Genomic DNA, 24,549 nt, shown 5'->3' on the forward strand with positions numbered 1-24,549 from the left:
TAACGACGCCTTCTTTCAGCAGTGTCGCGCGCGGGCGTACCAGTTTGTCAGTCACACCCTTGGCCGACGAGCCGTGCCCCCTCGGTGTCAGGTTAATGACTGCCGGCTATCTCGGTGGCACCGAACTTGGCCGATTCCTCCTGCGCGGCGAGTTCTGGGTCAGCGGCACTCGGTCCGCCGTCCGACTTAAGCGCACTGCTGCCCTTTTCCACGCCGGACAATGCAAGAACGTACTGCTTCAGCCAGTGCAGGACGTCCATTTCCTTCACGGAAGCGAGCAGCGCCGCATGCCGGCGCTTACGTTCCTTCAACGGCATATCCAAGGCGCGGCTGATCGTCTCGGCGACATGTTCCACCGAGTGCGGGTTGACCAGCAGGGCGTCCTTGAGTTGGGTGGCCGCGCCGGCAAACTGCGAAAGGATCAGCACGCCGGGATCCTCTGGATCCTGAGCTGCCACGTATTCCTTTGCCACAAGGTTCATGCCGTCGCGCAGTGGAGTCACCAACCCGACATTTGCCGCGCGATAGAACCCTGCAAGTTCAGCCCGGGGATAGCCCCGGTTAACGTACCGGATGGGTACGAAATCGACATTGGCATGAGCGCCATTGATGTGCCCTGTCTTTCGCTCGAGGTCCTCGCGAATCTGCTGATAGCTTTCAACGTCGCCCCGACTTGGCGGCGCGATCTGGAGAAGGACTGCCTTTCCGGCCATATCGGGGTGATCGGAAAGAAAACGGCTGAAGCTCTCGAAGCGCTCACCGAGCCCCTTGGAGTAGTCCAGTCTATCCACGCCGATAAGAATTTTCCGGCCCCTGACGCTATCCCTGAGCCGCTGGTGCGCTTCCTTGGCAACGTCGCTCTTCGCGGCTTCCGAGAATTCGGCGTAGTCGATCCCTATCGGAAAAGCGCGGGCGATCACGCGGCGGCCTTGATAGTCGATTGAATTGTCCAGATTGACCGTCAGTCCCATTTCCTTCTGGACATAATGCAGGAAGCTTTCCAGCCATTCGGTCGTTTGCAGGCCAATCACGTCATATTCGAGCATCGATGCGACGAGGCGCTCATGGAAGGGCAGCGATGCCAAAAGCCGGGTTGGCGGCCACGGGGTGTGGAGGAAAATGCCGATGCGGTTCTTAACTCCCTTGCGGCGCAAAATTGAACCAAGGGGAAGCAAATGATAGTCGTGAACCCATACCAGATCATCGTCTGCAATTAAAGGATAGACAGAGTCTGCAAACCGTTCGTTGACGCGTTCATATCCTTCACCGAAATTGCGATCGTATTCGGTCAGGTCAATGCGATAATGAAACAGCGGCCAAAGGGTTCTATTGGCATATCCGTTGTAATATTCTTCGACATCTTGAGATTCGAGGTCGATCGTGGCGGTTGTGACGCCCTCGTTGCGCTGCATGTCGAGGTGGCCTGAAAAATCATCGGTCTCCTGACCGGACCACCCGAACCAGATGCCGCCATGTTCCCGCAGCGCCGAGTTCAGGGCAACAGCAAGGCCACCTTGCGCCCCCGCCGCGCCTGCGGCGCTTGGCACGCTTACGCGGTTCGAGATGACGATCAATCGGCCCATGTTCTGTCCTTCATATTCGCGTCGCCCTGTTCACGCGTTCCCACCGAACGCTTGAGGGCTCGCAGTAGCTGCGGGTAGTCTGCGCGTTAACGCCAGTCCCGCCACGACCGGGACAATTGCCCGGCACAATTTATGATACCTACCAGCGAGTAGGTCTGGGGAAAGTTCCCCCAAAGCTCTGAGGTTTCAAAATCCATATCCTCGGACAGGAGGCCGGAGCGCGTGCGGTGAGCCAGCATCGCTTCGAAGAGTCGCCGGGCCTCCTCATCCTCTCCGCTGCGGTGAAGCGCCTCGATCAACCAGAAGGTGCAGATGTTGAAAGCTGTCTCAGGAAGCCCGAAATCGTCTTCGCTGTCATAGCGAAGCATGTGCTCGCCTCGGCGCAACGCCTTCTGAACGGCTTTCAGGGTTGCGCGAAACCGGGGATCTTCCGGCGGCAGATAGCGCAGTTCCACCATCTGTAGCAGGCTTGCGTCGAGTTGCGACCCGCCGAAGCTGGCCGCATAATGCCCGCCTGCGTCATGACCTTCCACTTCGTGCCAAGCGCCCGCGTCAATGTTGGCACGTATGGTGTCCGCCCGGTCGCGCCAGAAGGCAGCGCGCTCGTCCAGACCGAGATACTGCGCGGCGTTGGACAGGCGGTCGCACGCGGCCCAGCTCATGACGCTGGAATAGGTGTGGACCGCAGTTCGGGTGCGCAATTCCCACAGGCCGGCGTCGGGCATATCGTGCGTCTTCCATGCCATTTCGCCGACCTGCTCGAGGCTGCGAAAATCGTCCTCGTTGGCGATGCGCAGCAGGCGCTGGTCGAGGAAGCTTTGGATCGAAGGCAGCACGATCTGGCCGTAGCAGTCGTTCTGCACCTGGTAATAGGCCGCGTTGCCGACCCGAACGGGCCCGGTGTTGCGGTAGCCCGGTAGGTCGGCGGCCTCCCACTCGATGATCTCCTTGGCGCCGCTGACCGCATAGAGGGGCTGGATGACCCCGTCAGGTGCATCGGCAACGATGTTGCGCAGATAGGCAAGGTACTTCTCGAGGACGTCCAGGGCGCCGAGATGGTTGAGGGCCTGAACGGTGTAGTAGGCATCGCGTATCCAGCAATACCGGTAGTCCCAGTTCCGCTGGCTGCCAGGCGCTTCGGGGATGGAGGTCGTCAAGGCCGCGACGATCGCGCCGGTTTCCTCGTGCTGGCACAACTTGAGCGTGATGGCTGCCCGGATTACCGCATCCTGCCAATCGAGCGGAGTGGCAAGGCCGCGCACCCACAGGCGCCAGTAATTGCCGGTCCGCTGGAGCATCGTCTCAAGATCATGCTCGACGTTTCCGGCAAACGGCTCGTCCGGGCCAAGGAAGAAGTGCAGCGGCTTTTCCAGGCGGAACCAGCGCTCGTCGAGCACGTAGCCGACCGGCGCATCGGTGGTCAGGCGCAGGGAATTGCGCTCGACCAAATAACGAATGTGGTTCGAACCCTGCGTGATCGGGGCGAGTTTCGCGCCATATCCGCTCATCGGCGTGAGGATAGTGCGAATGCGCGGGGCTCCGGATACGGGCCGGACTATGCGCGCGAAGGCAACCGGGCGGTACATGCGGCCAGATCGTTCGAAGCGGGGCGCGAAATCGTAGATTTCCACCGCCCCTCCGCTCGCGTCTTCAAGCCGGGTCACGAGTATGGGTGTATTGCGCAGATAGTGTTGCTGGACGGAGACTTGGTTCTCCAGTTCAAAGCGCCAGGTGCCAGCATCCTGCCCCCCGTCTCCGCGAAGCAGGGCACAGAAAGTGGGATCTCCGTCGACGCGCGGAACGCAGCCCCAGACGATGGCGCCGGACTCGTTGATGAGAGCGCTGACCTGGCAGTTGCCGATCGGCCAGAGTTCCAGCGAAGTCGGTACGGGCGACGTCATGGGCGGAAATCTCCTTTATGAACGGCCTCGAGGCCGGCTTGCAGCCATCTGTGCACTTCGGCGACGCCGTCGAGGCGAGAAGTGGCTGCGGTGGGTCGAGGAGCGCCAACCAGCACGCCTTGGCCATCGTACCGGCGCACGGCCGCAAATGCGTCCTCGTCGGTCACGTCGTCTCCTATGAAGATCGGGATGGCACCATCGAACGCCGGAAGGGCCATGAAGCGCTCTACGGCCGAACCTTTGTCCGACCCGGGCATCGTCACTTCGATCACCTTTTTGCCGTGCTTGATGGCCAGGCCGAATTTGGCAGCCAGGCTTTCTGTGCAGGCACGAAGATCAGGCAGCACTTCAGGATGATGGCGGTAATGGATTGCCGCGCTGAATGGCTTGGGTTCAACTAGAAGTCCGCCGCTTGCCCGGGCGAAGCGGTTGAGCTCGTCAACAACGGCGCCGGGCAGCGGGGCGGCGAGAGGCTCGATCTCGGCATCTGCCGCGGGCCGGAATTCGCCGCCGTGCGATCCTGCGATAGCCAGGCTGATCGGCCCCAGCAAAGCCTCGAGGGCAGCGATAGACCGGCCGGTGACGATCGCCAGACGGCCGTCGAGCTTACGGGAAAGCTGCACGAGAAGCGCAGGTAGGAATTCCGAAACGACGACGTCGTCCGGGTGATCGGCGATTTCGACTAGGGTTCCGTCGAAATCGAGGAAAAGGGCCGTCGATTGCGAAAGGCGCAGGCATGGAGGCCGGCCGAGGACAGTATCTGTGGCGAAAAAACAGTCTCGATGCGCCGCCTGTGACGGACCGTCGCTCGAATTGGTCATTTATATTTCAGCCTTGCACCAAGTTCATGCCCTTCTCAAAGGGCTGCCAGATGGTTCAATCACATGCTGCGCCGCAATTGCTCACCGGTCAACGGACAACAAGCCGTTCTGTTCCAGTCCGATATGGCAGCGCAGGAGTTATTTAGCACTTCCCTGTTGCATCGCAGCACGTGGCAGCTATTACCGGTTTTCCCAAAGTACCCCGCATCCGTGAGTGACCTTTCGGCCATGTCTATAATCGTACCGGTGATCCTCTGCGGCGGTAGCGGCACGCGGTTGTGGCCGCGCAGCCGGGCCGCGATGCCCAAGCCGTTCCTGCCGCTGGTCGGCGACAGCACTCTGTTCGAAGCGGCGCTGGCCCGCTGCCCCGGTTCCGGGGGTTTCGCGGCCCCGGTCGTGGTGACCGGCCACAAGCACCTGGCCCATGTCGAAGCGCAACTCGGCATGGTCGAGGGGGCGCAGGTCATCGTCGAGCCTTCGGCGCGCAACACCGCCGCCGCCATTGCGCTCGCTGCCTGCCGCCTGCCCGAAGACGCGGTGATGCTGGTCTGCCCGAGCGATCACCACATCGGCAATACCGAGGCTTTCGCGGTCGCCGCAGCCGCTGCGGCGGGGTTGGCGCAGCAGGGCTGGCTGGTGTCCTTCGGCATCGAGGCGACGCGGCCCGAGACCGGCTTCGGCTACCTCAAGCGCGGCGATGCGATCCCCGAGCACGGCGGTTTCCGCACCGCACAGTTCGTCGAGAAGCCGGATCTGGAACGCGCCAAGGCGTTCCTTGCCGAGGGTATCTACGCCTGGAACGGCGGCATCTTCGCGTTCCGGGTGAAGGATTTCCTCGCCGAACTGACCGCGCACCGCCCGGATGTTGCCGCCAGCGTCGCCGATGCCGTGGCGAAAGGCGCCGAGGACGGCCAGCGCTTCCACCCGGACGCGGCGACCTTTGCCGAGGTTCCCAGCGTCTCGGTCGATTACGCGGTGATGGAGAACACGACCCGCGCGGCGATGGTGCCCGCCGACATGGACTGGTCCGACATTGGCAACTGGCAGGCGCTGCATGAGGCGCTGGAGACCGACGCGGATGGCAATGCGGTGCGCGGTTCGGGCACGGTCGAGATGGTCGACTGTCGGGGTGTGCTGGTCGACAGCGACGGCCCGCGCGTCTCGGTGATCGGGCTGGAGAACGTGATCGTCGTCGTCGATGGCGATGACATCATGATCACTACCGTTGCCGGCGTGCAGAAGGTGGGCAATCTTTCCGGCGCCAAGAATCAGTGAGTATTCGCCGATGACCAACGCTCGGACTTCCGCCTCGCTGCCGATCCGACAGGTCGAGAAGCCTTGGGGCCTGGACGTCCTGCCTGCGCCGTTCGAGGCGCCCGAGGGCCAGCGCATCGGCGAAATCTGGTTCGAGCCGCCCGCCGCTCTGCCCGAGCTTCTGGTCAAGTACATCTTCGCCGGCGAGGCGCTGTCGGTGCAGGTCCACCCTTCCGACGCGCAGACGCTCGCCAAGGGCATCGGGCGGCAGGGCAAGGAGGAATGCTGGCTGATCGTCGCTGCCGAGCCGGGTGGCAAGCTGGGCATCGGCTTCGACCGGGAGATCGGCGAGGATGCGATGCGCGCCGCCGCGCTTGACGGGTCGATCGAACACCTGATGACCTGGCATGAGGTCGTGCCGGGCGACTTCTTCTACATCCCGGCCAATACCGTCCATGCCATCGGCGCGGGCGTCAGCTTGATCGAGGTGCAGCAGAACAGCGACATTACCTATCGCCTCTACGACTACGGCCGCCCGCGCGAGCTGCATCTGGAGGACGGGATGGCGGTATCGCACGGCGAGCCGTACTCGCGTGAGCAATGGTTCAGGCACGTGCCGCTGGACGGTTCGCAGGTGCTGGTCGATGGCCCGCTCTTCGTGCTGGACCAGGTCGCGGGCGTGCCGTCGCAGGAGATCGCGATGCGCTATCCCGATGCACTGCTGGTGATCCCGCGCGAGGGCGCGGTCGAAGTCGCGGGCGAGTCCATCGCGCCCGGCAGCTGTGCGCTGGCGATGAGCCTCGCCGACGTGCGATTTGCGGAAAACGGCGTTTGCCTGCTGACGAGGCCCTGTAAAATCGCGTCCTGACGGTGCATGAAGGGGGACATGATCGTCCAGACCATCCAGTTGGCACTGACGCCGGTTTTCGTGCTCGTGGCCATCGGCAATATCCTCAACATCCTCTCGACGTGGCTCGGGCGCGTGGTCGATCGCGCGCGCATCCTGCAGGAGCGGCACGGCACCACGCAGGGGATGGAGCACGACATGGTGGTCGAACTAGGGCGTGCTGGTCGACAGCGACGGTCCGCGTGCCTCGGTGATCGAGCTGGAGAACGTGATCGTCGTCGTCCATGGCGACGACATTATGATCACCACCATCGCCGGCATGCAGAAGGTGGGCAAGCTCGCCGGTGCCGTCAACGAGTAGGCGCTGACCGAAAGTCGCTTGTGCCTGACCTCAAAGTTTCCCAATGGCCGGGCATGGCAGTGTACGGCCGATTGGTCATCACAAGGTCGGTTTCTGCGATACCGCGGAGGCCGATTTATGAACCTTCTGATCATCGGGTTTCTCGCCGGTTCTTAAAGGATGTGGAATGAAGAAAATCGTTGCGTTCGATCTCGACGGTACCCTGGCGCTGAGCAAGCAGCCGCTGACGGAGGAGATGGCGGAGCTTCTCGCGCAGTTGCTCACCGTTGCGCAGGTGGCCGTCATTTCGGGCGGTGACTGGCCGCAGTTCGACAAGCAGGTCGCCAGTCGTCTCCCCGCGCATGCCGATCTCTCCCGCTTGTGGATGATGCCGACCAGCGGCGCCAAGCTCTACCTGCACAGCGACGGCGCGTGGTCGCCGGTCTATGCGGAACTGTTCACCGAGGAGCAGAAGCGGGAAATCCTCGATGCCTTCGACGCCTCGCTGGCCGCGACCGGTTTCACGCCCGAGGAGACCTGGGGTGAGCGTATCGAGGACCGCGGCAGCCAGATCACCTTCTCGGCACTGGGCCAGCAGGCCCCGCTGGAGGCGAAGGAACACTGGGATCCGGACTTCGCCAAGCGAAAGGTGATCCAGGCTGATCTCATCAAGCGCCTTCCGGGCGTGTCGATCAACCTCGGCGGTGCGACTTCGGTGGATGTCACTCAGCCCGGCGTTGACAAGGCGTGGGGTCTGCGCCGCCTTGCCGAGCGCAGCGGGGTGGCGGAAGCGGACATGCTGTTCATCGGCGATGCGATCTTCCCGGGCGGCAACGACTATCCGGCCAAGGCGATGGGCCTCGACACCGTCTGCGTGCGTGATCCGGCCGATACCGCCAATGTGATCACCGCGATCGTCGCCTGCCAGAAGGCGGGCTGAGAGGGCTCGCCCGGAGTGCCGGACGCGGGCATGGTACAGGCCTGATGCCCGCTTTCTACCTTACCTTCCTGGCCGTCCTGCTGGCGGGGCTCGGCGCGCGTGACCAAGTCACGATCGCCGGGCTCGCGCTCGGTCAGGGACGGCGTCCGGCCGTTCTGGTCGTGGCAATCCTCACCAGCATCGCGACCGCGACGCTGGCGGCCTATGCGGCTGCGCTCATGCTCGTCCAGTTACCGCCGCCCGCGCGCACCATTTTCGCGGCCATCGCCCTCGGCATGGCCGGGCTTGAATCCATGGTGCTGGCGCCCCGCCGCGATCCGCGCGAGCCGACCAACTCGCTTGGTGCGCTCGCACTGGTATTGCTGGCGCATCAGGTCACAGATGCGCCGCGCTTTCTCGTTTTTGGCATGGGTGTGGGACTTGCCGGGCCATGGCCGGCAGGAGCCGCCGGAGCTATAGGAGGCACAATGCTTGTCGCTTTTGCGTGGGCGAGGCCGGACCTTCTGGCGACGCCGGTGGCGCACGGGATGCGCCGGGTGGTCGGCGCCGTACTGCTGGTCACGGCGATCACCGTGTTCCTCCGGCAAATCGGCATTCTGTGATCGATTTTTGCAATCGAACCTACGCTTTCCAATCGCGTTTCTTGGGCTTAGTTCTGTTCACAACACGACAAATCGAGGGAATCCAAACATGACGTCCAAGGACAACTCGCAGGCCGCGCTCATTGACAGCCTCAACGGGCTGCTGGCGGACACTTTCGCGCTCTACGTGAAGACCAAGAATTTTCACTGGCATGTCCGGGGCCCGCAGTTCCATGACCTGCATCTGCTGTTCGATGCCCATGCGACCGAGATCTTCGGCCTGACCGACCTCATCGCCGAGCGGGTGCGCAAGCTCGGTGGCAAGACCTTGACCTCGATCGGGGCGATCGGCGCCAAGGCCACCATCAAGGACGAGGACGACACCAGCCTCGACGCTATGGCGATGGTCAAGGCGTTGTTCGAGGACAACACCGCCTATGTCGCGACCCTGAAGGCGACCAAGGAACTGGCCGGTGAAGCCGGCGACAACGCCACCGACGGGATCATCGACGACTGGACGGACCAGGCCGAGCAGCGCGCCTGGTTCCTGCGCGAGATTCTCGCCTGACCCGCTCTGAGCGCGGGGAGCGCCAAGGCGCTCCCCGCGCTCAGAGCGAAATGATCGAAGGCGCAGGCGGCGTCGCTATTGCCATGTGGTTCGCCGAGGGTGTGAGCGCGTCGGTGGGCGTCCCGGATGATATCGCCGGCCCCGGCCGTGCGCGCTCCTCGCGCATTTACGATATTTGACCTGCTTGTTGCAGAAGCACTGTGGTCGTGGCCGCGTCAGTAACCAATAGGCTGAGGCAAGATGCCGCTGAAATTTCAATACACAAATGGGCGCATTTCCTGCGGGGCGACATGGGCGTGTCCATTTGCTGCAACACCAACAACGCACATATCCGGCAAAAAAATTGACTTTACAAATTTTAAGGATCTACCGCCTGCAAGACTTTCACACATATCCTTCTTCGGCGAAAAAGCGCAGCGGATTATGCCAAATTAAGCGGAAACCCATTTTTTCCTCTAATCGAGGATCTACTTTTCACACGCTAATTTTGCCGTGATCTTTAGCTAATTCAAAGTATGCACAGCGATTCATCGCTGGCAGAGCACGCTTCATCCATGCGCGCTTGAGTTGCGATGGACCTTTCCGCACCCATTGTGCACTGCAGCGAATAGTGTCCGATCCTCCCGGCCAACTTGAATGTATGCTGCAGGTCACTTCGGTGAAATCAGGGCGGCAGTGAGGATCCCTTTCTCGACGTCGAAAGGATATTTATGATCAAGAAAACTCTGCTCTCTCTGAGCGTCGCGGCGATGGTTGCCGCTCCTGTGGCGGCCCAGGCTGGCACCACCGCTTCGGCTTCGGTTGGTAAGATTTCCAACCTCAGCGGCGTTGGCGCTCGTCAGTCGTCCGTTGTTAAGAAGAAGAACAACGCTGAATCCGGCACCATCATTCTCGCCGCTGTTGGCGTGGCTGCGGTAGGCGCTGGCATCTACGTCATCGCTGACGATGATAACAAGTCGAACGGCTCCTGATCTTTTTCGGGAACTCAGACTAAGAGTGGGATGGCCGGGGCGGCATACCGCCCCGGCCATTTCGTTTTGTGCAGGCTTTCGTACCGAGCAGACAAGTTGCCAAGTCGTCACGTAGGTCACTGGCCTGGGCATGGGCCGGAATTGTGAGGGCATCCAGGCGGAGCCCCGTCAGGCGCGCACCAGACGAGTCGGAAGGAGAGGGGGCGGGTGGTGGAACACCTCAACGAGTAAGGGCCCGCTACTTCGAGGTGCGCCTGTCGCCGTTGACCCCCGGCCTGTGACGTACCCCTGTCTCACGGCACCCGCGCCGCCAGAAGTACTGGTACCGGCGCCGGACATCAACATTGCCGCGCAGGCAATATTCGCCGAATGGGGTACGCCCAGATCAGTTGGGGCGAGGCGCAAAACACTTTGCCTCACAGACGATCCCCGCCGCACCTTTCAATGCCCGGCGCCGGGGCAGCAACGTCTGATCCGCACGCTCGACGGGGGTGGCTCGGCGCGCGGCGCTTCACGAGCGCGAGCGTAAGGATCTGAGAAAGCCCATCAGCCTGTGCTTGCGTCGATGCGTCGTCATCAACTCGTCGAGATAGTGATGCCACTCGGCGGTTCTGTCGAGCGTTATGAACCCGCACGCAGCCCGCTCGAGCCAGAAAGCGGCAAGGTCGTATCGGCTCGAGCGCCCGCTCTCGATGATGGGGGACGCCATCTTCACCGCAAAACCGGCAGCCCATTCAGGGCGGGCCTTGAGCGCGGCATTGGTTAGCCTAACGAGCGCTTCGTCGCGGGCATAATGCAATCGTGGGTTGGCGTGTTCGATGCTTGCGATCGCGTCATCGAGCCTACCTTCATCAAGCAGGATGTCGATGCGGTCGACGGCGTAAGCGGCGGCGATCAGGCGACCGAGCAGTTCTTCTCGCACTGTGTCCCAATGATGGGGCTCGCAGATTTTCGCAGCCGCTCTAAAATCCTCGCGGGCCAGGCTCGTTTCAAACGCGCCGATGGCGGCTGACACCGCCTTTGCGGGCTGACCTGCGAGCGCCGCCCGATCTCGCACCCAGCGACACAGCGTCAGCCATGCGTGAGCGCTTGTGTGGACCGCCGTATCGGGATCAGGCGGCATCGACAGGCCCCAGCCGCCAAGATCGAGCGCGACGTCACACCGCCCGGTGTCCCACACGGCCTTGGCAAGTCCGAGAACATCTTCGGGCGCGCGCAAATGGGTTCTGGCAACGTCCATGGCGTCCTCGATCCGGTCAAGGCGTACCAGCATTCCTGCATGCGCTGGGAAATGCTTCGCGGCGAATGAAAAACGCAGGAACTCCTGGTGGCGATCCATCACGTTCAGCGCCGATAGCCGGACTGCGGTAAGCCGCTCCTCATCGGCATCGCTGCTGCCGATCAGCGGCCAGGTCGAGCCACGACCGGCCAGGAGATCCTCGAGGCCGGGGTCGTCCCATCGGCGCGAAGCGGCGGCGATGGCCAGCTCGAATGCACCGCTATCGCTGTATTTGGCAATTTCGTGCTGGCAGCGGCTGAGCGAGTCGCAGGCATCGTCGCAGGATTCCTGGGTGACGCTCTCGAGAAGAACGGCAACCGCAATCCGCTCGTTGAGAATCGCCAGCAGGTCCTCGAAGCAGCCATCGCGCTCGTCGCAATTGCCTGCGACCTCGGCGAGCCCTCGCGCCAGAGGGATCAGGATCGCCAGCGCACTGACACCGTCTTTCGCGGTAAGCAATGTGTTCGCCTGCGCAACCAGTTCATCGAGTGCTTCGTAGTCGACTTCGGACAGGGTATCGTGCCGATAGCCTCCTCGGAATTCCACGAACGGTGGCGCGAGCAATGCGGCAATCCGGGCTTCGAACGGTGCCGGATCCAGCCCGGCACCGTCATTCAGCGAGGTCTGGATAGCCAGTTGCGCCGCGAGCCAGGCTTTGAAGCGGTCGTCGTCACGGGCGTGACGGTCAATGAGGTCAATCAGCGCTGCGTGGCTGAGCCTCTCGAGCTCGGCCCTGATATCGCTGCTCAAGCGGGTTCACCTGTCGTTCGCGTTCTTGTTCTCGGCCTGCCCACCGGCGCGGCGCAAAGGGAAGACCGGTGCCAGGGATTTCATCGCCGCGTCGAAATCCTCTTCCATGTCGATGCCCATCGCGATGGCGGAGATCATGGGTTCAACGGCGCGCATGACCAGATCCTCACCCATCAGGTGCGACTGGTAAATCAGTTCATGCAGATCGTGACGCTTCTCCTCGATCTCGTCGGGACCGCCATCACTTGCGGAAAGTGCGAGCATGATCGCAAGGCTTTCACTTTTGCGCAAAGGAACGACGATCCCGAAGCCGACATACCAGGGGCCAAGGTCCACGAAGCGACCCGCTATCAGCACTTCGCCAATCACTTGTACCTGCTGGGCTAGCGCATGATCCATGATATGGATGGGGCGCTGGCGATCCAGCAAATCCAGTGCGTGTACACCCCCGTCCTTGTGACGACCGATCACGCGAAAGATCGAGAAAATGGCTGCAGGCAGGCGCGCAGCGATCGCGGATTTGAGCGGATCGCGCTTGACCGGCAGCTTGCCGGCGATCCGGTCGATAGCGCGGCGCGCGCGCAGGGGGTTGCGCCGCGAGAACAGAGCGGTGTCGCTCAGCATTTCTATGGCCGCCGTGTCATCTTCATCGAGGCCGCCGAGATCGAGGACCTCCCACGCGAACCTGCGATCAGCCTGCGTCAGCTTGACGACACACAAGTCAAGAACGTCGTTGAACGCCTGCCGCACTGCCGCATAGCCGGTCACTGCGATGACCTCGCTCTCGGTCTCCAAAGCCGCCATTGGGTGCCTTTCCTCGACTACGGCGTCGTTTCTGACCCGGAAGTTTCGTCATTTCCAGAGCTGAACAGCGATCTGAACGCTTTTTCCGCAGCGGCATCACCCTCCTCGGTGAACCACACCGACTTGCGTCGCCGTGCGGGGTCGGAAATGAGCCCGCGCTCGTGAAGCCGGTTCATCGTTGCCCAGTCGAAGCCTTTCCACGCCACTCCCGTTACGTGCTGGTTGAGCCACAGCAATGCGAGTATGGCTTCATCCACCTTGTCGTTGGCAATCTCCATGCTTCTCGTCCTGGCGCGCGTATGGCTAAAGGCCGCATTGCCGCTCGTGCCTGATCGCGCGAACTTGGCGGCCACAAGACTCCGTCGTCTGGCAATGGGACGATAGCATGACGAGGTCAGGAGGGGAAACCTCGGTCCTGACGATTGCCGGAGCATCACGTGGCGCGGGAGCTCGTGGCCGGGGCGGCGAGGCGATGCATGATCGCTACCGGTAAGCATTACAACGAACTGTGCCAGGCCGGATCCGATCAAGCCGCGCATGCGACCAGATGTCAGGAGCTTCGCGAGGGTGCCGCGCGGCTTGCAAGGGAATCAGAAAGGGCGGGGTAGCGGCGTCAGGATCAATGGCTGTGAGCGACTCACAAGCGAACCGGACAGTGAACTTTCGGTATCTCCGCCTTCATGAGTTCGACGCGCGCCTTGCGCGAGCGGTGCGTCGGGTCGCGCAGCAGTCGCAGCATGTCCTGCTTGTCCCTGCGTAACCAGAACTGCAGTCCGATTTCCGGATCAAAGCCGGCGCATGTCGCAAGCTGCAAGCCCACGGCATCAGCGCGATCTTCCATTCGGCGACGTTCGGCAATGTTCGGCGCGGTACCGTCCTGATAGGCCACGTGTCCAAGCTCGTGTCCCGCAACAAGCGCCAGTTCGTCGTCGTTGATGGTAAAGTCGATGAGCCTGCTCGAAATCGCGACATTGTTGCCGTCCGAGAAAGCGGTGATCCCCTGACCGGTCTTGATGACGAAACGAGCCGCGCAGGTACGCTCGGGCCGCACTTGCGCTTGGACGTCCTTTCCGTCGCGGCGCAGGCCGAGCGTGAGAGGCGCGGTGGCGGGAAACTGCGCGAGCCGCTGCTCGAGTTCGTCGGCGATCAGCGCTTTGTCAGATGATGAGGCGATAATGTCGCGGACAGCACGGCCATCGATGGAAACCAGCGCATCGCCGGCATGCACTCCCGCGATATCGGCAGGGCCGCCTTTGACGACGACCGCGATCTGAGGATCCTCGCCCATGCCCAGAAGCTGGGAAATCGCGGAGCGATCGCTTTGTTCATAGGCGCCCAGATCATCGATTGCCACACCGATCGTAGAAGCCTGCTTCTCGCAGATGCCGACAGCAGCGCGGTTCAGCCGGTATCCAATCGAAGTTACCCGCGCCATCTGCTGTCGCAAGGTAACCGGCCACGGCTCATCGGGCGCTGCCGCCACGGCCGGGGATGACAGCGCTTCGCTCCCAAGGACGAGTGACAGCACGGCCCAGCCGCAGAGCCGGAGTATGAAACAATTCGTTCTGCGTACCCGCAAGCGGTCTGGCCTCATTTCTCATGCCCATCGCCAGCAAGGCGACTTACGGCTACGGTCCAGTTGGATGTAACACTACTGCTTTGCATCCAGCCAGGAAATACCATCTCCTGTCGCACCCTGCTAGAGCGGTTTGTGATCCGATTCTATCAGATGGAACGCTATAAGATTTTGATGTACATGATTTTTTAGCTCTCAGGTGATTCAGCCTGTTGAGACAATGCGTTAGCTGCCTTTTTGCTCATTGACCATTTTGGTTCGTTTTATCGGGCCTTTACCGCCCGTGTCTTTGTTTCAATCAGCAAGCAGCTGCGACATGCGGTTCACGGATGTCGGCGCATGCCGGATGGTTCGTCGTCCTTTCCGATCATGAGGCATCCGGTGTCGCCGCCCGCCGACCAGAATTGGCACGATGCTGTATCAAGCATCCGCTCGGCGCGACACTGATGAGGCGGTGTGCGCCGAATTGGACGAACATATGCGTTGATGTCAGCTCGGATCGCTGACGCGGGAAGGATCAGCGAATGATGGCTGCCCTTTCGAGGAGCGGCTGCCACCAGTCCTGGCGCGCAAGGAACCAGGACAGCGTCTCCGTGAAGCCCTGCGGGAAATCGCGTGCGGGGGCGTATCCGAGTTCATTGCGAGCCTTGGTCTCGTCAATCGCGTAGCGACGGTCATGACCCTTGCGATCGGTTACGAAGGCCTTGAGTTCCTCGCTCCTGCGCCCCCGTGCGGCCGGGGCATTGGGAAACCGCTCGGCCAGCGAGGAGTCTGCGGCGAAGGCGTTGTCTACCGCGCGGCAGATTTCCTCAATCACTTTCAGATTCGGCAGTTCCTGCCCGCCGCCGATGTTGTAGACTTCACCCGGCTTGCCATTCTGAAGGCAGGCCTCGATGCCCCGGCAGTGATCCTCGACGTGCAGCCAGTCGCGCACGTTCATGCCGTCGCCGTAGATCGGCAGGGACTTGCCGTTCAGCGCGTTGAGGGTGAACAGCGGGATCAGCTTCTCGGGAAACTGGAAAGGGCCGTAATTGTTCGAGCAGTTGCTGGTCGTGCTTTCAAGCCCGTAGGTATGGTAGTAGGCGCGTACGAGATGGTCACTGCTTGCCTTGGACGCAGAGTAGGGCGAATTGGGTGCATAGGCAGTGGTCTCGCTGAAGGCCGGATCGTTCGGGCCGAGCGAGCCGTAGACTTCGTCCGTGGAGACGTGGTGGAAGCGATGTGGTTTTCCGCTGCCTTTGTCGAGCCACGCCGTCTTTGCCGCTTTGAGCAGGCTGTGCGTGCCGATCACGTTTGTCGTGACGAAAGCATCGGGGCCGGTGATCGAGCGATCGACGTGGCTTTCCGCCGCGAAGTGGACGATGGTGTCGATGTCATGGTCATCGATGATCGACGAAACGAGATCGGTGTCGCAGATATCGCCTTCTACCAGGAGGACATCGTCCAGTCCGTCGAGGTTGGACTTGTTACCGGCATAAGTCAGCAGGTCGAGGACGACGATGTTGTCCTGCGGCGCGATGCGATTGCGGTAATGGACGTAGTTTGCGCCGATGAAGCCTGCGCCGCCGGTGACGATAAGATTAGCCATTGGTCCTGATCTCGGTAATCATCTTGCGAAGGTTGATGCGCCAATGCAGCGTGGGGCCGCCAAGGGCGGTGAACGTCGAGGTCTTGTCCAACACGGAATAGTGTGGACGGCGCGCGGGCGTGGGATATTCGACTGCGTTGATCGGAATCACCGGTACTGCCGTGTCCAGAAGCCCGGCCGCGAGTGCCTCTTCCTGGATTGCGACGGCAAAGTCGTACCAGCTGCACGCCCCTGCGTCAGTGTAGTGGTGCAATCCGGTCACCCCGTTGGACGAGAGCGTCCACAATGCTGCAGCAAGACCCGGGGCATATGTCGGGGTTCCGATCTGGTCGGCAACCACGCGCACTTCCGGACGCTCGCTCATGAGGCGCAGCATGGTGCGGACGAAATTGCCGCCATGGGGGGCATAGACCCAGGCCGTACGCACGATCAGTGCGTCCTCGCCTGCGGCGACTTCGCCGGCGAGCTTGGTGCGGCCATAGGCACTGATGGGCGCGGGCCTGGCGTCGGGTGCGTACGGCACGCCGGACAGTCCGTCGAACACGAAGTCGGTGGAAACGTGCACGAAGCGGGCCCCAACACTGCGCGTGGCATCGGCGAGGTAACCGACCGCCGTCGCGTTTACCGCAAGCGCGGCGTCCTCGTCGCCTTCGGCCTTGTCCACCGCAGTATAGGCGGCGGCGTTGAACACCACATCGGGTCTAACCTCGGCAACGAGCGAGGATACTGCAGCGCGGTCGGTGATATCGAGGGTGTCGATGTCATGGCCGACGATGTCGGCTTCGGCGGGGGCGGTTGCGGACAGGCCCTTCCCGAGTTGCCCTTTGGCCCCGACGATCAGCGCCTTCATGCGAAAGGCTCCACTTGGTTCAGCGGCTTGCCGATCATGTCCTTCGCAGAAAGCTGGGGATCAATTCCCTCGAGCGGCCATTCGATGCCGACTTCAGGATCGTTCCACATGAGCGAATGCTCGTTGGCGGGATCGTAGAAATCAGTGCATTTGTAAAGGAAGTCGGTGCCGTCTTCCAGACTGACGAAACCATGAGCGAACCCCGGTGGCACCCATAGCATCCGCTTGTTCTGGGCAGAAAGTTCGATACCCTCCCATTTGCCGTAGGTCGCCGAGCCGGCGCGCAGATCCACCGCGACATCCCAGGCGCGACCGGCAGTGACGCGCACGAGCTTGCCTTGCGGCTTGGGCTGCTGATAATGCAGGCCACGCAACACGCCCCTGGCGGAACAGCTGTGGTTGTCCTGCACGAAGTCTAGATCCAGGCCGAGGTTGGCAAAGGTCTTGCGGCTCCAGCTTTCCATGAAGAAGCCGCGATCATCTCCGAATACGCGGGGCTCGATGACGACGAGGCCTTCGATGTCGGTGGGTATGACGTTCATGCTCCGACCTCGGTCGCGAGCAGCGCGTCGGGGTTGTTAAGCAGGTTGAGCAGATAGGCTCCGTAGCCGCTCTTAACGAGCGGCGCAGCGATCTCCTCCAGTCTGCCATCATCGATGAAGCCCTTGCGCCATGCAATTTCCTCGGGGCAGGCGACTTTCAGGCCCTGGCGCTGCTCGATGATGCGCACATAGTTTCCCGCATCGAGCAGCGAGGCATGAGTACCTGTATCGAGCCAGGTGTAGCCGCGGCCCATGATTTCGACCGTGAGTTCGCCCTCTCCAAGATAGATGCGGTTGAGATCGGTGATTTCGAGCTCGCCGCGCCGGCTGGGCTTGAGGTCACGCGCATACTCGACTGCCTTGCTGTCGTAGAAATAAAGCCCGGTCACAGCGTAGTTCGAATGCGGCTGTTCCGGCTTTTCCTCGATCGTTTCAGCACGACCTTGCGTGTCGAACGAGACGACGCCGTAGGCCTTTGGATTTTTGACGTAGTATCCGAACACCGAGGCCCCGGTTTTGCGTCCATCGGCACGATCGAGCATTTGGGTCAGGCCATGGCCGTAGAAGATGTTGTCGCCCAGCACCAGCGCGGAAGGATTGCTGCCCACGAACTCCGCACCGATGTGGTAGGCCTGGGCCAGCCCCGCAGGTTCGGGCTGGATAGCATACTGCAGTTCGATCCCGAACTGCGACCCATCGCCCAGCAAGGCTTTGAACGCGGCGTTGTCATGCGGCGTAGTGATGATGAGGATTTCACGGATACCCGCTAGCATCAGGACAGACATAGGGTAGTAAATCATAGGCTTGTCGTAGACAGGCATCAATTGTTTCGACACACCTCGGGTGAGCGGAAAAAGGCGGGTGCCGGAGCCACCGGCAAGAATGATACCTTTCCTCAACTTCAACCCCTCTTTCTGACCTAGCGGCTGTGTTCGACAAGAGATCAGGCTGCTTCGATGGACATGTCGAAAAATGGTTGGGCCATCTTTACTAGGGAAGATACTTATGGATCTCGCTCTTGCGTCACGGCTTCGTGACGGAAGTATAGCGGATTTGAGATGACCTCCGACCCGTGCGTAAGTCCTCATCGGAGAATCCATGTTGCAGCGCAATTAGGATAATTAATACGGCAAAAGCCTTGTCCTAAAGGATGGAGGAAATTCTAAAGGATAATTTGCGTAAGCAGGATGCTGGCTGCGCGTTTGTGTGCTCGACCTGAAAACTAGAAATTTCCACTCCCACACGCGTGGTGCGCAGTGCCATGGGCTGCACGCCTGTTGGGCGCCTATGCGACGCAAATCTCGGCCTGACCGATCTCATCGCTGAGCGGGTGCGCAGTCTGTGCGACAAGACCTTGACGTTGATTGGCGCGATCGGCGCCAAGACCACGATCAAGAACGAGGATGACACCAGCCTCGACGCGATGACCATGGTTAAGGACTTTTCTAGGACAACACGGCCTTTGTCGCGACGCTGAAAGCGACCAAGGAACTGGCGGGAGAAGCCAATCGGCCGGAGAAGCCGGCGATAACGCCACTGTCAGCATTATCGACGACCGGGCCGACCAAGCCGTGCAGCGCGCGCGGTTCCTGCGCGAGAATCTCGCTTGGCCCATTCCGCAGCGAGCGGCGGAGTGCTAGGGCGGCTCCCTATGCTCAACGTCGAAATGATCGAAGGCGCCGACGACGCTGCCATCGCCACCTGGTTTGCCGCGCGCCTGCGCAGTGCGCTGGCTGTATCTATCGAGATCGCCGTGACCGTGCCGGGCGGGTCCACGCCTTTCCCGATCTTCGAGCGGCTTGCGGCCGAGGATCTCCCGTGGCCGCGCATTGCGGTGTGGCCCGGCGATGACCGCATCGTTGCCGAGGACCATCCCGCCAGCAACGTTGGCAAGATCCGCGCCCGGCTCGAGCCCGCCGGCGCGAGGATTGTCCCGCTGACCGAGGATGCGACGCCGCCGCATTTCGCCATCGCATGGCTGGGGATGGGCAGCGATGGTCATATCGCCTCGCTGTTCCCCAATACCGACCCCCAGGTCGATGATCTGCTGCCCGTTCGTCGGCTGACTCCCGATCCGCTCCCTCCCGAGGCGCCGTTTGATCGGGTGAGCCTCACCATCCCCTCGCTCATCGATAGCGACGAGATCGTGTTCGTCATCCGGGGTGCCGACAAGCGCGCGGTATTCGACGCGGCGATTGCCGGGGAGCATGACCTGCCCGTCGCCCGCCTGCTGCGTACGACTAGCGCGAAAGTCACTTGCTTCTGCTGATCCGTTTGCCCGCGCCGCTGCACCGGGCGCTCTACCGGGCGGCGCATGCGATACGCGTGAAGATCTGGCGCCTGTGGCGTCCGCGCCTCGACGGGGTGCGCATACTGGCGCTCGATGCGGATGAGCGCATACTGCTGGTACGCCATTCCTATGGCTCGGACAAATGGATGCCGCCTGGAGGCGGCCTCAAATCCGGCGAGGACCCGGTCGCGGCTGCAGTGCGTGAAACTCTGGAGGAGACCGGCTGCGTACTCGTTGGCGCGCGCTTGCTGACCGTGAGCACCGAGGAACTGCACGGCAGCCGCAATGTTGTGCGGGTGGTGCGCGGGGCCGCCCGCGGCGAGCCGCGCGCCGACGGGCGTGAAATCGTTGAGGCGCGCTTCTTTGCCCTGGATGACTTGCCGCAGCACATGCCGCGTGGGCTGGCGGAGGAGATCAGGCGCTGGGTGGCAGCTTGACAAAGCGTGCTGGCGACGCGTCCTTGCGCAAGGGAGGCTGCTGTTCCGGAGCTTCGCAATTCGCGGGCGCCGCAGCGCGAATCCGCTGACTGGATGACATCCGATTTACGACAACGGTCATCATCGCCAAGTATCATGTCACCACTATACGCACTGGTGATCATGTGATGAGTCCGCGCTACGGTCGCAAAACGGCAGTAACAGCGTGGTTGATTGTCCCAATACCCGGTTATTTTCAGGGCTGGTATCCAGCGAGCCGGATGAACAATTTCCCGGGGCCAGAGCTGATGAAGTTGCAAAGCTTGCGTTTTCACTTTGCGCGTCTTGCTCGGGAACTCGGCAGTCAGGTTTCCATTGGTACCCGTCGCTACCGCGTGAAGGGCTACCTTCCAAGCCAGTTTGCCGTCGACATGGGGCACGAGCCGTACCTTGCCAAGCCACTGGGCGCTGCGATGGCTTCGCGGGCTGGACCGATCGTTGATGTCGGAGTGAACAAGGGGCAGACGTTGCTGCGCATCCTGTCGATCGACGCGGACAGAGAGTATGTCGGCTTCGAGCCGCAGTCTGCATGTTGCGCGCTCGCTCAGCTATTCATCAAGGACAACGCCCTTCGTAACGCGACGGTGGTCGGCGTTGCGCTCAGCGACAGTGATTGCCTCCTGCCGTTCTACGCGGAGGGGTCTTACGATGAAATGGGGACGCTCGATGTGCAATCGAGGGCTCGGTATGTTGACACAGTGCCGCCCCAATTCGTTCCGGCGCGCAAAGGGGACGGGGCGTTGCAGGATCTGAACGTGCTCGCGCCGGCCATTATCAAGGTCGATGTCGAAGGTGCCGAACTGAGCGTATTCCGGGGCTTGTCCGAAACGATCGCACGCGCCCGGCCGATCTGCTTCTTTGAGGTATTGCCGAATTACATGGGCGACGATCGGGAAGCCATCGATAAGGATGTTGCCGCGGCCAATCGCGCGAAGGCGGCAGCAATTTTCCAGTTCTTTCGGGATTCAGGATACCGGATTTACCAGATCGACCTTGCGGGCGAGGAATCGCCGATCGATGCTTTCGATCTCGACAATCCGGGCGCTTTTCTCGGAAGCGACTATGTTGCCCATCCTGTGTAACTGATGCGAGGATGCGTGCCTTGTGATCGGCGCGAGCGGCCGCTTCGTGCACCTCTGATCCCGAATGCCGGACGGGATTGACTTGCGACGAACCGCCCGTGGCCAAGCGTGCAAGCGCAAGGTCTTCCATGTCGGCGCCGAGCCCCGTAATGTCAGGCGATGCGTATTCGCTCCCTTCTGCTCGCTGGCCTGCTGATCCCGCTCGGTCCGTCCATTTCCGCTCAAAGTACCCCGCAGCCCACCCGCATCCTCGACGCGAAGAGCGCGCAGCGGTTAGCGGCGAACAAGGGACTGGCGCTGCAGTGGATCGACTGGAACACGCGCGGCACGGCAGTGGTGCGGCAGGACGATGGCGTCTGGAAGCTGCGCGGTGCACAGGCCGAAGCGGGCGGGGCGGGGCGTCTGTTCCTCGACGGCACCATCTCCGAGATTGGCGCAGACTATTTCACTTTCGAGGGCCGCATCGCCATCACCGATACGCCCGATGCCGGACGCCAGTGCGATAAGACGAAGATCTGGCATTTTGCGATAACACAGAATCGCAGGTATTACCGGCTGCGCGAATTCGAATGGTGTGACAGCCTGACGGATTACATCGATATCTATTTTTGAGGTGCCGCGAGGCAGCATAAAAAAACCCCGCCTGGATCGCGCCAGGCGGGGTTTTCGTTTCGGCATCCGACGCGCCGCGCCGGATCAGCTCGCGGCGAGGTTGCGCAGCACGTACTGCAGGATGCCGCCGTTGTTGAAGTATTCGACCTCGTTGGCGGTATCGATGCGGCACAGCGCGGTGAAGGTGAACTGCGTGCCATCCGGACGGGTCACCTCGACGTCCACGTCCTGACCCGGCTTCAGGGTGGCCACGCCCTTGATGGTGAAGGCGCAGTCGCCATTCAGCGCCAGCGAGTGGCGGCTGTCGCCCTCCTTGAACTGCAGCGGCAGCACGCCCATGCCGACGAGGTTGGAGCGGTGGATGCGCTCGAAGCTTTCGACGATGACCGCGCGCACGCCCAGCAGGTTGGTGCCCTTGGCCGCCCAGTCGCGCGAGGAGCCGGTGCCGTACTCCTTGCCGGCGATCACCACCAGCGGGGTGCCTTGCGCCTTGTACTTCTGCGCGACGTCGTAGACCGCGCCGGGCTCCTCGCCAAAGCGGCTCATGCCGCCTTCGATGCCGGGGACCATCTCGTTGCGGATGCGGATGTTGGCAAACGTGCCGCGCATCATCACTTCGTGGTGGCCGCGGCGCGAGCCGTAGGAGTTGAAGTCCGCCTTGGCGACCTGGTGCTCCATCAGCCACTTACCCGCCGGGCTGTCGGCCTTGATCGAGCCGGCCGGAGAGATATGGTCGGTGGTGATCGAATCGCCCAGGATCAGCAGCGGTTTCGCCTCGATGATATCGGTCACCGGCGCCGGGGTCATCTCTAGCCCATCGAAGTAGGGCGGGTTGGCGACGTAGGTGGACCCGGCGCGCCACTGGTAGGTTTCCGAGCCGACCACATTGATCGCCTGCCAGTGCTTGTCGCCCTTGTAGACGTCGGCGTAGCGGGCCTGGAACATCTGGCGGTCGACGGCAGCGGTCATCGTCTCGGCGACTTCGAGGTTGGTCGGCCAGATGTCCTTGAGGAACACGTCCACGCCGTCCTTGCTCTTGCCGATGGGGGTGGTGAGGAAGTCCTCCGCCACGGTGCCCTTCAGCGCATAGGCGACGACGAGCGGCGGCGAGGCGAGGAAGTTGGCGCGCACGTCGGGCGAGACGCGGCCCTCGAAGTTGCGGTTGCCCGAGATCACCGCGCTGGCGACGAGGCCGTTGTCGTTGATCGCCTTGCTGATCGGTTCGGCCAGCGGGCCGGAGTTGCCGATGCAGGTGGTGCAGCCGTAACCGACGAGGTTGAAGCCGATGTTGTCGAGGTGCGCCTGTAGCCCTGCCTTGTTGAGATAGTCGGTGACGACCTGCGATCCCGGCGCGAGGCTGGTCTTGACCCAAGGCTTGGGCTTCAGGCCCAGCTCGTCCGCCTTCTTGGCGACGAGACCGGCGGCCACCAGCACGCTCGGGTTCGAGGTGTTGGTGCAGCTGGTGATCGCCGCGATCATGACGTCGCCGTCACCGATGTCGAAGTCCTTGCCTTCGACGGGGACGCGCTGCGGGGTCTTCTTGTACGTCGCGGCCATGTCGGCGTTGAAAACGTCGTCCACTTCGGGAAGCGCGACCCAGTCCTGCGGGCGCTTCGGCCCTGCCAGCGAGGGCACGACGGTCGACAGGTCCAGCTCCAGCGTCGAGGAGAAGATCGGGTCGGGCGCGCCCGGCTCCATCCAGAAGCCCTGCTCCTTGGCATAGGCCTCGACGAGGGCGATCTGCTCTTCCTCGCGGCCGGTCAGGCGCAGGTAGTCGAGCGTCTTGTCGTCGATCCCGAAGAAGCCGCAGGTCGCGCCGTATTCGGGGGCCATGTTGGCGAGCGTCGCGCGGTCGGCGAGGCTGAGCGAGGCAAGGCCGGGGCCGAAGTACTCGACGAAGCGGCCGACGACGCCGTGCTTGCGCAGCATCGAGGTGCAGGTGAGCACGAGGTCGGTGGCGGTGACGCCTTCCTTCAGCTCGCCCACGAACTTGAAGCCGACGACTTCGGGGATGAGCATCGAAACCGGCTGCCCAAGCATCGCCGCCTCGGCCTCGATCCCGCCGACGCCCCAGCCAAGGACGCCGAGGCCGTTGACCATGGTGGTGTGGCTGTCGGTTCCGACGCAGGTATCGGGATAGGCGACGAGGTCGCCGTTCTGATCCTCGCTCGACCACACGGTCTTCGCGATGTTCTCCAGATTGACCTGATGGCAGATGCCGGTGCCCGGCGGCACCGCATAGAAGTTGGAGAGCGACTTGGAGCCCCACTTGAGGAAGTCGTAGCGCTCCATGTTGCGGGCGTACTCGATCTCCATGTTCTCTTCGAAGGCCTTGGGGTGGCCGAATTCATCGACCATGACCGAGTGGTCGATGACGAGGTTCACCGGGACCAGCGGGTTGATCTTGCTGGTGTCGCCGCCGAGCTTGGCGATCGCATCGCGCATGGCGGCAAGATCGACCACGCAGGGGACGCCGGTGAAGTCCTGGAGGAGAACGCGGGCCGGGCGGTACTGGATTTCCTCGCCGGTGACGGGGTTCTTCTGCCAGTCCACCACGGCCTGAATATGCTCGGTGCCGACGGTGAAGCCGCCGTCCTCGAAGCGCAGCAGGTTCTCGAGCAGCACCTTCATCGAGAAGGGGAGGCGGGAAACATCGCCCAGTTTCTCGGATGCCTTGGCTAGCGAGTAGTAAGCGACGGTCTTGCCGCCGACGGTCATGGTGCTGCGGGTGCCGAGCGAGTCCTGTCCGACCTGTGTCATGGTGGGCTTTATCCCCTTTTGTGTAGAGCCTGCCTCGGGGACAACACGATTTGCTGCGTCGTGTTGCAGTGCGACAGGCGGAAATCTCTAGTCCCGGACGTGGGCTCTCGGCGGCCTAAGGTCAAGGGCGCGCG

At 62.1% G+C, this 24,549-nt stretch carries 25 protein-coding genes and 1 pseudogene; 14 read left to right on the forward strand and 12 right to left on the reverse strand.

The annotated features are described in order from the left end of the window. Positions 1-92 precede the first annotated feature (92 nt). From otsA to otsB, 3 genes are all read right to left on the reverse strand, one after another. The gene (gene otsA / locus PKE80_RS03155; RefSeq protein WP_211150522.1) at positions 93-1,583 is read right to left on the reverse strand and encodes an alpha,alpha-trehalose-phosphate synthase (UDP-forming); all 1,491 of its coding nucleotides are present in this window, start codon (positions 1,581-1,583) and stop codon (positions 93-95) included. Between the two features lie 86 nt (positions 1,584-1,669). Continuing rightward, the gene (locus tag PKE80_RS03160; RefSeq protein ID WP_211150521.1) at positions 1,670-3,484 is read right to left on the reverse strand and encodes a glycoside hydrolase family 15 protein; all 1,815 of its coding nucleotides are present in this window, start codon (positions 3,482-3,484) and stop codon (positions 1,670-1,672) included. Continuing rightward, the gene (gene otsB, locus PKE80_RS03165) at positions 3,481-4,305 is read right to left on the reverse strand and encodes a trehalose-phosphatase (protein ID WP_211150520.1); all 825 of its coding nucleotides are present in this window, start codon (positions 4,303-4,305) and stop codon (positions 3,481-3,483) included. Before otsB ends, PKE80_RS03160 begins: the two co-directional genes overlap by 4 nt. A 228-nt stretch (positions 4,306-4,533) precedes the next feature. Here otsB and PKE80_RS03170 point away from each other — a divergent pair, with 228 nt between their 5' ends. From PKE80_RS03170 to PKE80_RS03210, 9 genes and pseudogenes are all read left to right on the forward strand, one after another. Next, positions 4,534-5,580 carry a mannose-1-phosphate guanylyltransferase gene (locus PKE80_RS03170; RefSeq protein WP_271181236.1) on the forward strand — a complete coding sequence of 349 codons (1,047 nt, stop codon included), beginning with the start codon at positions 4,534-4,536 and terminating at the stop codon, positions 5,578-5,580. Between the two features lie 10 nt (positions 5,581-5,590). Continuing rightward, positions 5,591-6,427, forward strand: a complete 837-nt coding sequence (locus PKE80_RS03175) for a class I mannose-6-phosphate isomerase (RefSeq protein WP_211150518.1) — start codon at positions 5,591-5,593, stop codon at positions 6,425-6,427. Between the two features lie 18 nt (positions 6,428-6,445). Then, positions 6,446-6,595, forward strand: a pseudogene (locus tag PKE80_RS03180) (DUF2721 domain-containing protein); the annotation flags it as partial. 28 nt (positions 6,596-6,623) lie between these two features. After that, the gene (locus PKE80_RS03185) at positions 6,624-6,767 is read left to right on the forward strand and encodes a hypothetical protein (protein WP_248006024.1); all 144 of its coding nucleotides are present in this window, start codon (positions 6,624-6,626) and stop codon (positions 6,765-6,767) included. Positions 6,768-6,933: 166 nt separating this feature from the next. After that, the gene (locus PKE80_RS03190) at positions 6,934-7,686 is read left to right on the forward strand and encodes an HAD-IIB family hydrolase (protein WP_211150517.1); all 753 of its coding nucleotides are present in this window, start codon (positions 6,934-6,936) and stop codon (positions 7,684-7,686) included. Positions 7,687-7,730: 44 nt separating this feature from the next. Beyond that, positions 7,731-8,288, forward strand: a complete 558-nt coding sequence (locus PKE80_RS03195; protein WP_271181237.1) for a hypothetical protein — start codon at positions 7,731-7,733, stop codon at positions 8,286-8,288. 88 nt (positions 8,289-8,376) lie between these two features. After that, positions 8,377-8,835, forward strand: a complete 459-nt coding sequence (locus PKE80_RS03200; protein WP_008827646.1) for a Dps family protein — start codon at positions 8,377-8,379, stop codon at positions 8,833-8,835. A 50-nt stretch (positions 8,836-8,885) separates the two neighbouring features. After that, positions 8,886-9,014 (forward strand): hypothetical protein, encoded by a 129-nt coding sequence (locus PKE80_RS03205; RefSeq protein ID WP_271181238.1) that lies wholly within the window; start codon positions 8,886-8,888, stop codon positions 9,012-9,014. Between the two features lie 531 nt (positions 9,015-9,545). After that, positions 9,546-9,806 carry a hypothetical protein gene (locus PKE80_RS03210; protein ID WP_036526832.1) on the forward strand — a complete coding sequence of 87 codons (261 nt, stop codon included), beginning with the start codon at positions 9,546-9,548 and terminating at the stop codon, positions 9,804-9,806. Between the two features lie 511 nt (positions 9,807-10,317). On the opposite strand, the gene PKE80_RS03215 is transcribed toward PKE80_RS03210, so the two are convergent. From PKE80_RS03215 to rfbA, 8 genes are all read right to left on the reverse strand, one after another. Further along, positions 10,318-11,835 carry a hypothetical protein gene (locus PKE80_RS03215; protein WP_271181239.1) on the reverse strand — a complete coding sequence of 506 codons (1,518 nt, stop codon included), beginning with the start codon at positions 11,833-11,835 and terminating at the stop codon, positions 10,318-10,320. Between the two features lie 6 nt (positions 11,836-11,841). Further along, positions 11,842-12,639 (reverse strand): hypothetical protein, encoded by a 798-nt coding sequence (locus tag PKE80_RS03220; protein ID WP_271181240.1) that lies wholly within the window; start codon positions 12,637-12,639, stop codon positions 11,842-11,844. 17 nt (positions 12,640-12,656) lie between these two features. Continuing rightward, positions 12,657-12,917 carry a DUF6429 family protein gene (locus PKE80_RS03225; protein ID WP_271181241.1) on the reverse strand — a complete coding sequence of 87 codons (261 nt, stop codon included), beginning with the start codon at positions 12,915-12,917 and terminating at the stop codon, positions 12,657-12,659. 359 nt (positions 12,918-13,276) lie between these two features. Then, positions 13,277-14,074 (reverse strand): M48 family metalloprotease, encoded by a 798-nt coding sequence (locus tag PKE80_RS03230; protein WP_271181242.1) that lies wholly within the window; start codon positions 14,072-14,074, stop codon positions 13,277-13,279. Between the two features lie 658 nt (positions 14,075-14,732). After that, a complete protein-coding gene (gene rfbB / locus PKE80_RS03235; RefSeq protein ID WP_271181243.1) occupies positions 14,733-15,803 on the reverse strand; it encodes a dTDP-glucose 4,6-dehydratase in 1,071 nt (356 codons plus the stop codon). Further along, the gene (gene rfbD, locus PKE80_RS03240) at positions 15,796-16,653 is read right to left on the reverse strand and encodes a dTDP-4-dehydrorhamnose reductase (RefSeq protein WP_271181244.1); all 858 of its coding nucleotides are present in this window, start codon (positions 16,651-16,653) and stop codon (positions 15,796-15,798) included. Before rfbD ends, rfbB begins: the two co-directional genes overlap by 8 nt. Then, the gene (rfbC, locus tag PKE80_RS03245) at positions 16,650-17,195 is read right to left on the reverse strand and encodes a dTDP-4-dehydrorhamnose 3,5-epimerase (protein ID WP_271181245.1); all 546 of its coding nucleotides are present in this window, start codon (positions 17,193-17,195) and stop codon (positions 16,650-16,652) included. Before rfbC ends, rfbD begins: the two co-directional genes overlap by 4 nt. After that, the gene (gene rfbA, locus PKE80_RS03250) at positions 17,192-18,094 is read right to left on the reverse strand and encodes a glucose-1-phosphate thymidylyltransferase RfbA (protein WP_271181246.1); all 903 of its coding nucleotides are present in this window, start codon (positions 18,092-18,094) and stop codon (positions 17,192-17,194) included. The genes rfbC and rfbA overlap by 4 nt, the downstream gene beginning before the upstream one ends. A gap of 347 nt (positions 18,095-18,441) precedes the next feature. On the opposite strand from rfbA, the gene PKE80_RS03255 reads away from it, so the two are divergent. The 5 genes from PKE80_RS03255 to PKE80_RS03275 all read left to right on the forward strand — a co-directional run bounded on the left by PKE80_RS03255 (position 18,442) and on the right by PKE80_RS03275 (position 21,655). Then, positions 18,442-18,672, forward strand: coding sequence for a ferritin family protein (locus PKE80_RS03255; RefSeq protein WP_271181247.1), 231 nt, complete (start codon positions 18,442-18,444; stop codon positions 18,670-18,672). Positions 18,673-18,846: 174 nt separating this feature from the next. Continuing rightward, positions 18,847-19,464 (forward strand): 6-phosphogluconolactonase, encoded by a 618-nt coding sequence (locus PKE80_RS03260; RefSeq protein WP_271181248.1) that lies wholly within the window; start codon positions 18,847-18,849, stop codon positions 19,462-19,464. Then, positions 19,452-19,922, forward strand: a complete 471-nt coding sequence (locus PKE80_RS03265) for an NUDIX domain-containing protein (protein ID WP_271181249.1) — start codon at positions 19,452-19,454, stop codon at positions 19,920-19,922. Before PKE80_RS03260 ends, PKE80_RS03265 begins: the two co-directional genes overlap by 13 nt. Before the next feature lie 167 nt (positions 19,923-20,089). After that, positions 20,090-21,043 carry an FkbM family methyltransferase gene (locus tag PKE80_RS03270; protein WP_271181250.1) on the forward strand — a complete coding sequence of 318 codons (954 nt, stop codon included), beginning with the start codon at positions 20,090-20,092 and terminating at the stop codon, positions 21,041-21,043. Positions 21,044-21,202: 159 nt separating this feature from the next. Further along, positions 21,203-21,655 carry a hypothetical protein gene (locus PKE80_RS03275; protein WP_271181251.1) on the forward strand — a complete coding sequence of 151 codons (453 nt, stop codon included), beginning with the start codon at positions 21,203-21,205 and terminating at the stop codon, positions 21,653-21,655. A gap of 84 nt (positions 21,656-21,739) precedes the next feature. On the opposite strand, the gene acnA is transcribed toward PKE80_RS03275, so the two are convergent. After that, complete coding sequence (acnA, locus tag PKE80_RS03280) at positions 21,740-24,415, reverse strand: aconitate hydratase AcnA (RefSeq protein WP_271181252.1); 2,676 nt, start codon at positions 24,413-24,415, stop codon at positions 21,740-21,742. Positions 24,416-24,549 lie beyond the last annotated feature (134 nt).

It is taken from the genome of Novosphingobium resinovorum (assembly GCF_027922145.1).
GTDB lineage: Bacteria > Pseudomonadota > Alphaproteobacteria > Sphingomonadales > Sphingomonadaceae > Novosphingobium > Novosphingobium resinovorum.

Bases quoted from the DNA above. Each gene is read 5' to 3' on its own strand.
- otsA (WP_211150522.1), bottom strand. From the start codon at position 1,583: ATGGGCCGATTGATCGTCATCTCGAACCGCGTAAGCGTGCCAAGCGCC.
- PKE80_RS03160 (WP_211150521.1), bottom strand. From the start codon at position 3,484: ATGACGTCGCCCGTACCGACTTCGCTGGAACTCTGGCCGATCGGCAAC.
- otsB (WP_211150520.1), bottom strand. From the start codon at position 4,305: ATGACCAATTCGAGCGACGGTCCGTCACAGGCGGCGCATCGAGACTGT.
- PKE80_RS03170 (WP_271181236.1), top strand. From the start codon at position 4,534: ATGTCTATAATCGTACCGGTGATCCTCTGCGGCGGTAGCGGCACGCGG.
- PKE80_RS03175 (WP_211150518.1), top strand. From the start codon at position 5,591: ATGACCAACGCTCGGACTTCCGCCTCGCTGCCGATCCGACAGGTCGAG.
- PKE80_RS03190 (WP_211150517.1), top strand. From the start codon at position 6,934: ATGAAGAAAATCGTTGCGTTCGATCTCGACGGTACCCTGGCGCTGAGC.
- PKE80_RS03195 (WP_271181237.1), top strand. From the start codon at position 7,731: ATGCCCGCTTTCTACCTTACCTTCCTGGCCGTCCTGCTGGCGGGGCTC.
- PKE80_RS03200 (WP_008827646.1), top strand. From the start codon at position 8,377: ATGACGTCCAAGGACAACTCGCAGGCCGCGCTCATTGACAGCCTCAAC.
- PKE80_RS03205 (WP_271181238.1), top strand. From the start codon at position 8,886: ATGATCGAAGGCGCAGGCGGCGTCGCTATTGCCATGTGGTTCGCCGAG.
- PKE80_RS03210 (WP_036526832.1), top strand. From the start codon at position 9,546: ATGATCAAGAAAACTCTGCTCTCTCTGAGCGTCGCGGCGATGGTTGCC.
- PKE80_RS03220 (WP_271181240.1), bottom strand. From the start codon at position 12,639: ATGGCGGCTTTGGAGACCGAGAGCGAGGTCATCGCAGTGACCGGCTAT.
- PKE80_RS03225 (WP_271181241.1), bottom strand. From the start codon at position 12,917: ATGGAGATTGCCAACGACAAGGTGGATGAAGCCATACTCGCATTGCTG.
- PKE80_RS03230 (WP_271181242.1), bottom strand. From the start codon at position 14,074: ATGGCGCGGGTAACTTCGATTGGATACCGGCTGAACCGCGCTGCTGTC.
- rfbB (WP_271181243.1), bottom strand. From the start codon at position 15,803: ATGGCTAATCTTATCGTCACCGGCGGCGCAGGCTTCATCGGCGCAAAC.
- rfbD (WP_271181244.1), bottom strand. From the start codon at position 16,653: ATGAAGGCGCTGATCGTCGGGGCCAAAGGGCAACTCGGGAAGGGCCTG.
- rfbC (WP_271181245.1), bottom strand. From the start codon at position 17,195: ATGAACGTCATACCCACCGACATCGAAGGCCTCGTCGTCATCGAGCCC.
- PKE80_RS03260 (WP_271181248.1), top strand. From the start codon at position 18,847: ATGCTCAACGTCGAAATGATCGAAGGCGCCGACGACGCTGCCATCGCC.
- PKE80_RS03270 (WP_271181250.1), top strand. From the start codon at position 20,090: ATGAGTCCGCGCTACGGTCGCAAAACGGCAGTAACAGCGTGGTTGATT.
- PKE80_RS03275 (WP_271181251.1), top strand. From the start codon at position 21,203: ATGCGTATTCGCTCCCTTCTGCTCGCTGGCCTGCTGATCCCGCTCGGT.
- acnA (WP_271181252.1), bottom strand. From the start codon at position 24,415: ATGACACAGGTCGGACAGGACTCGCTCGGCACCCGCAGCACCATGACC.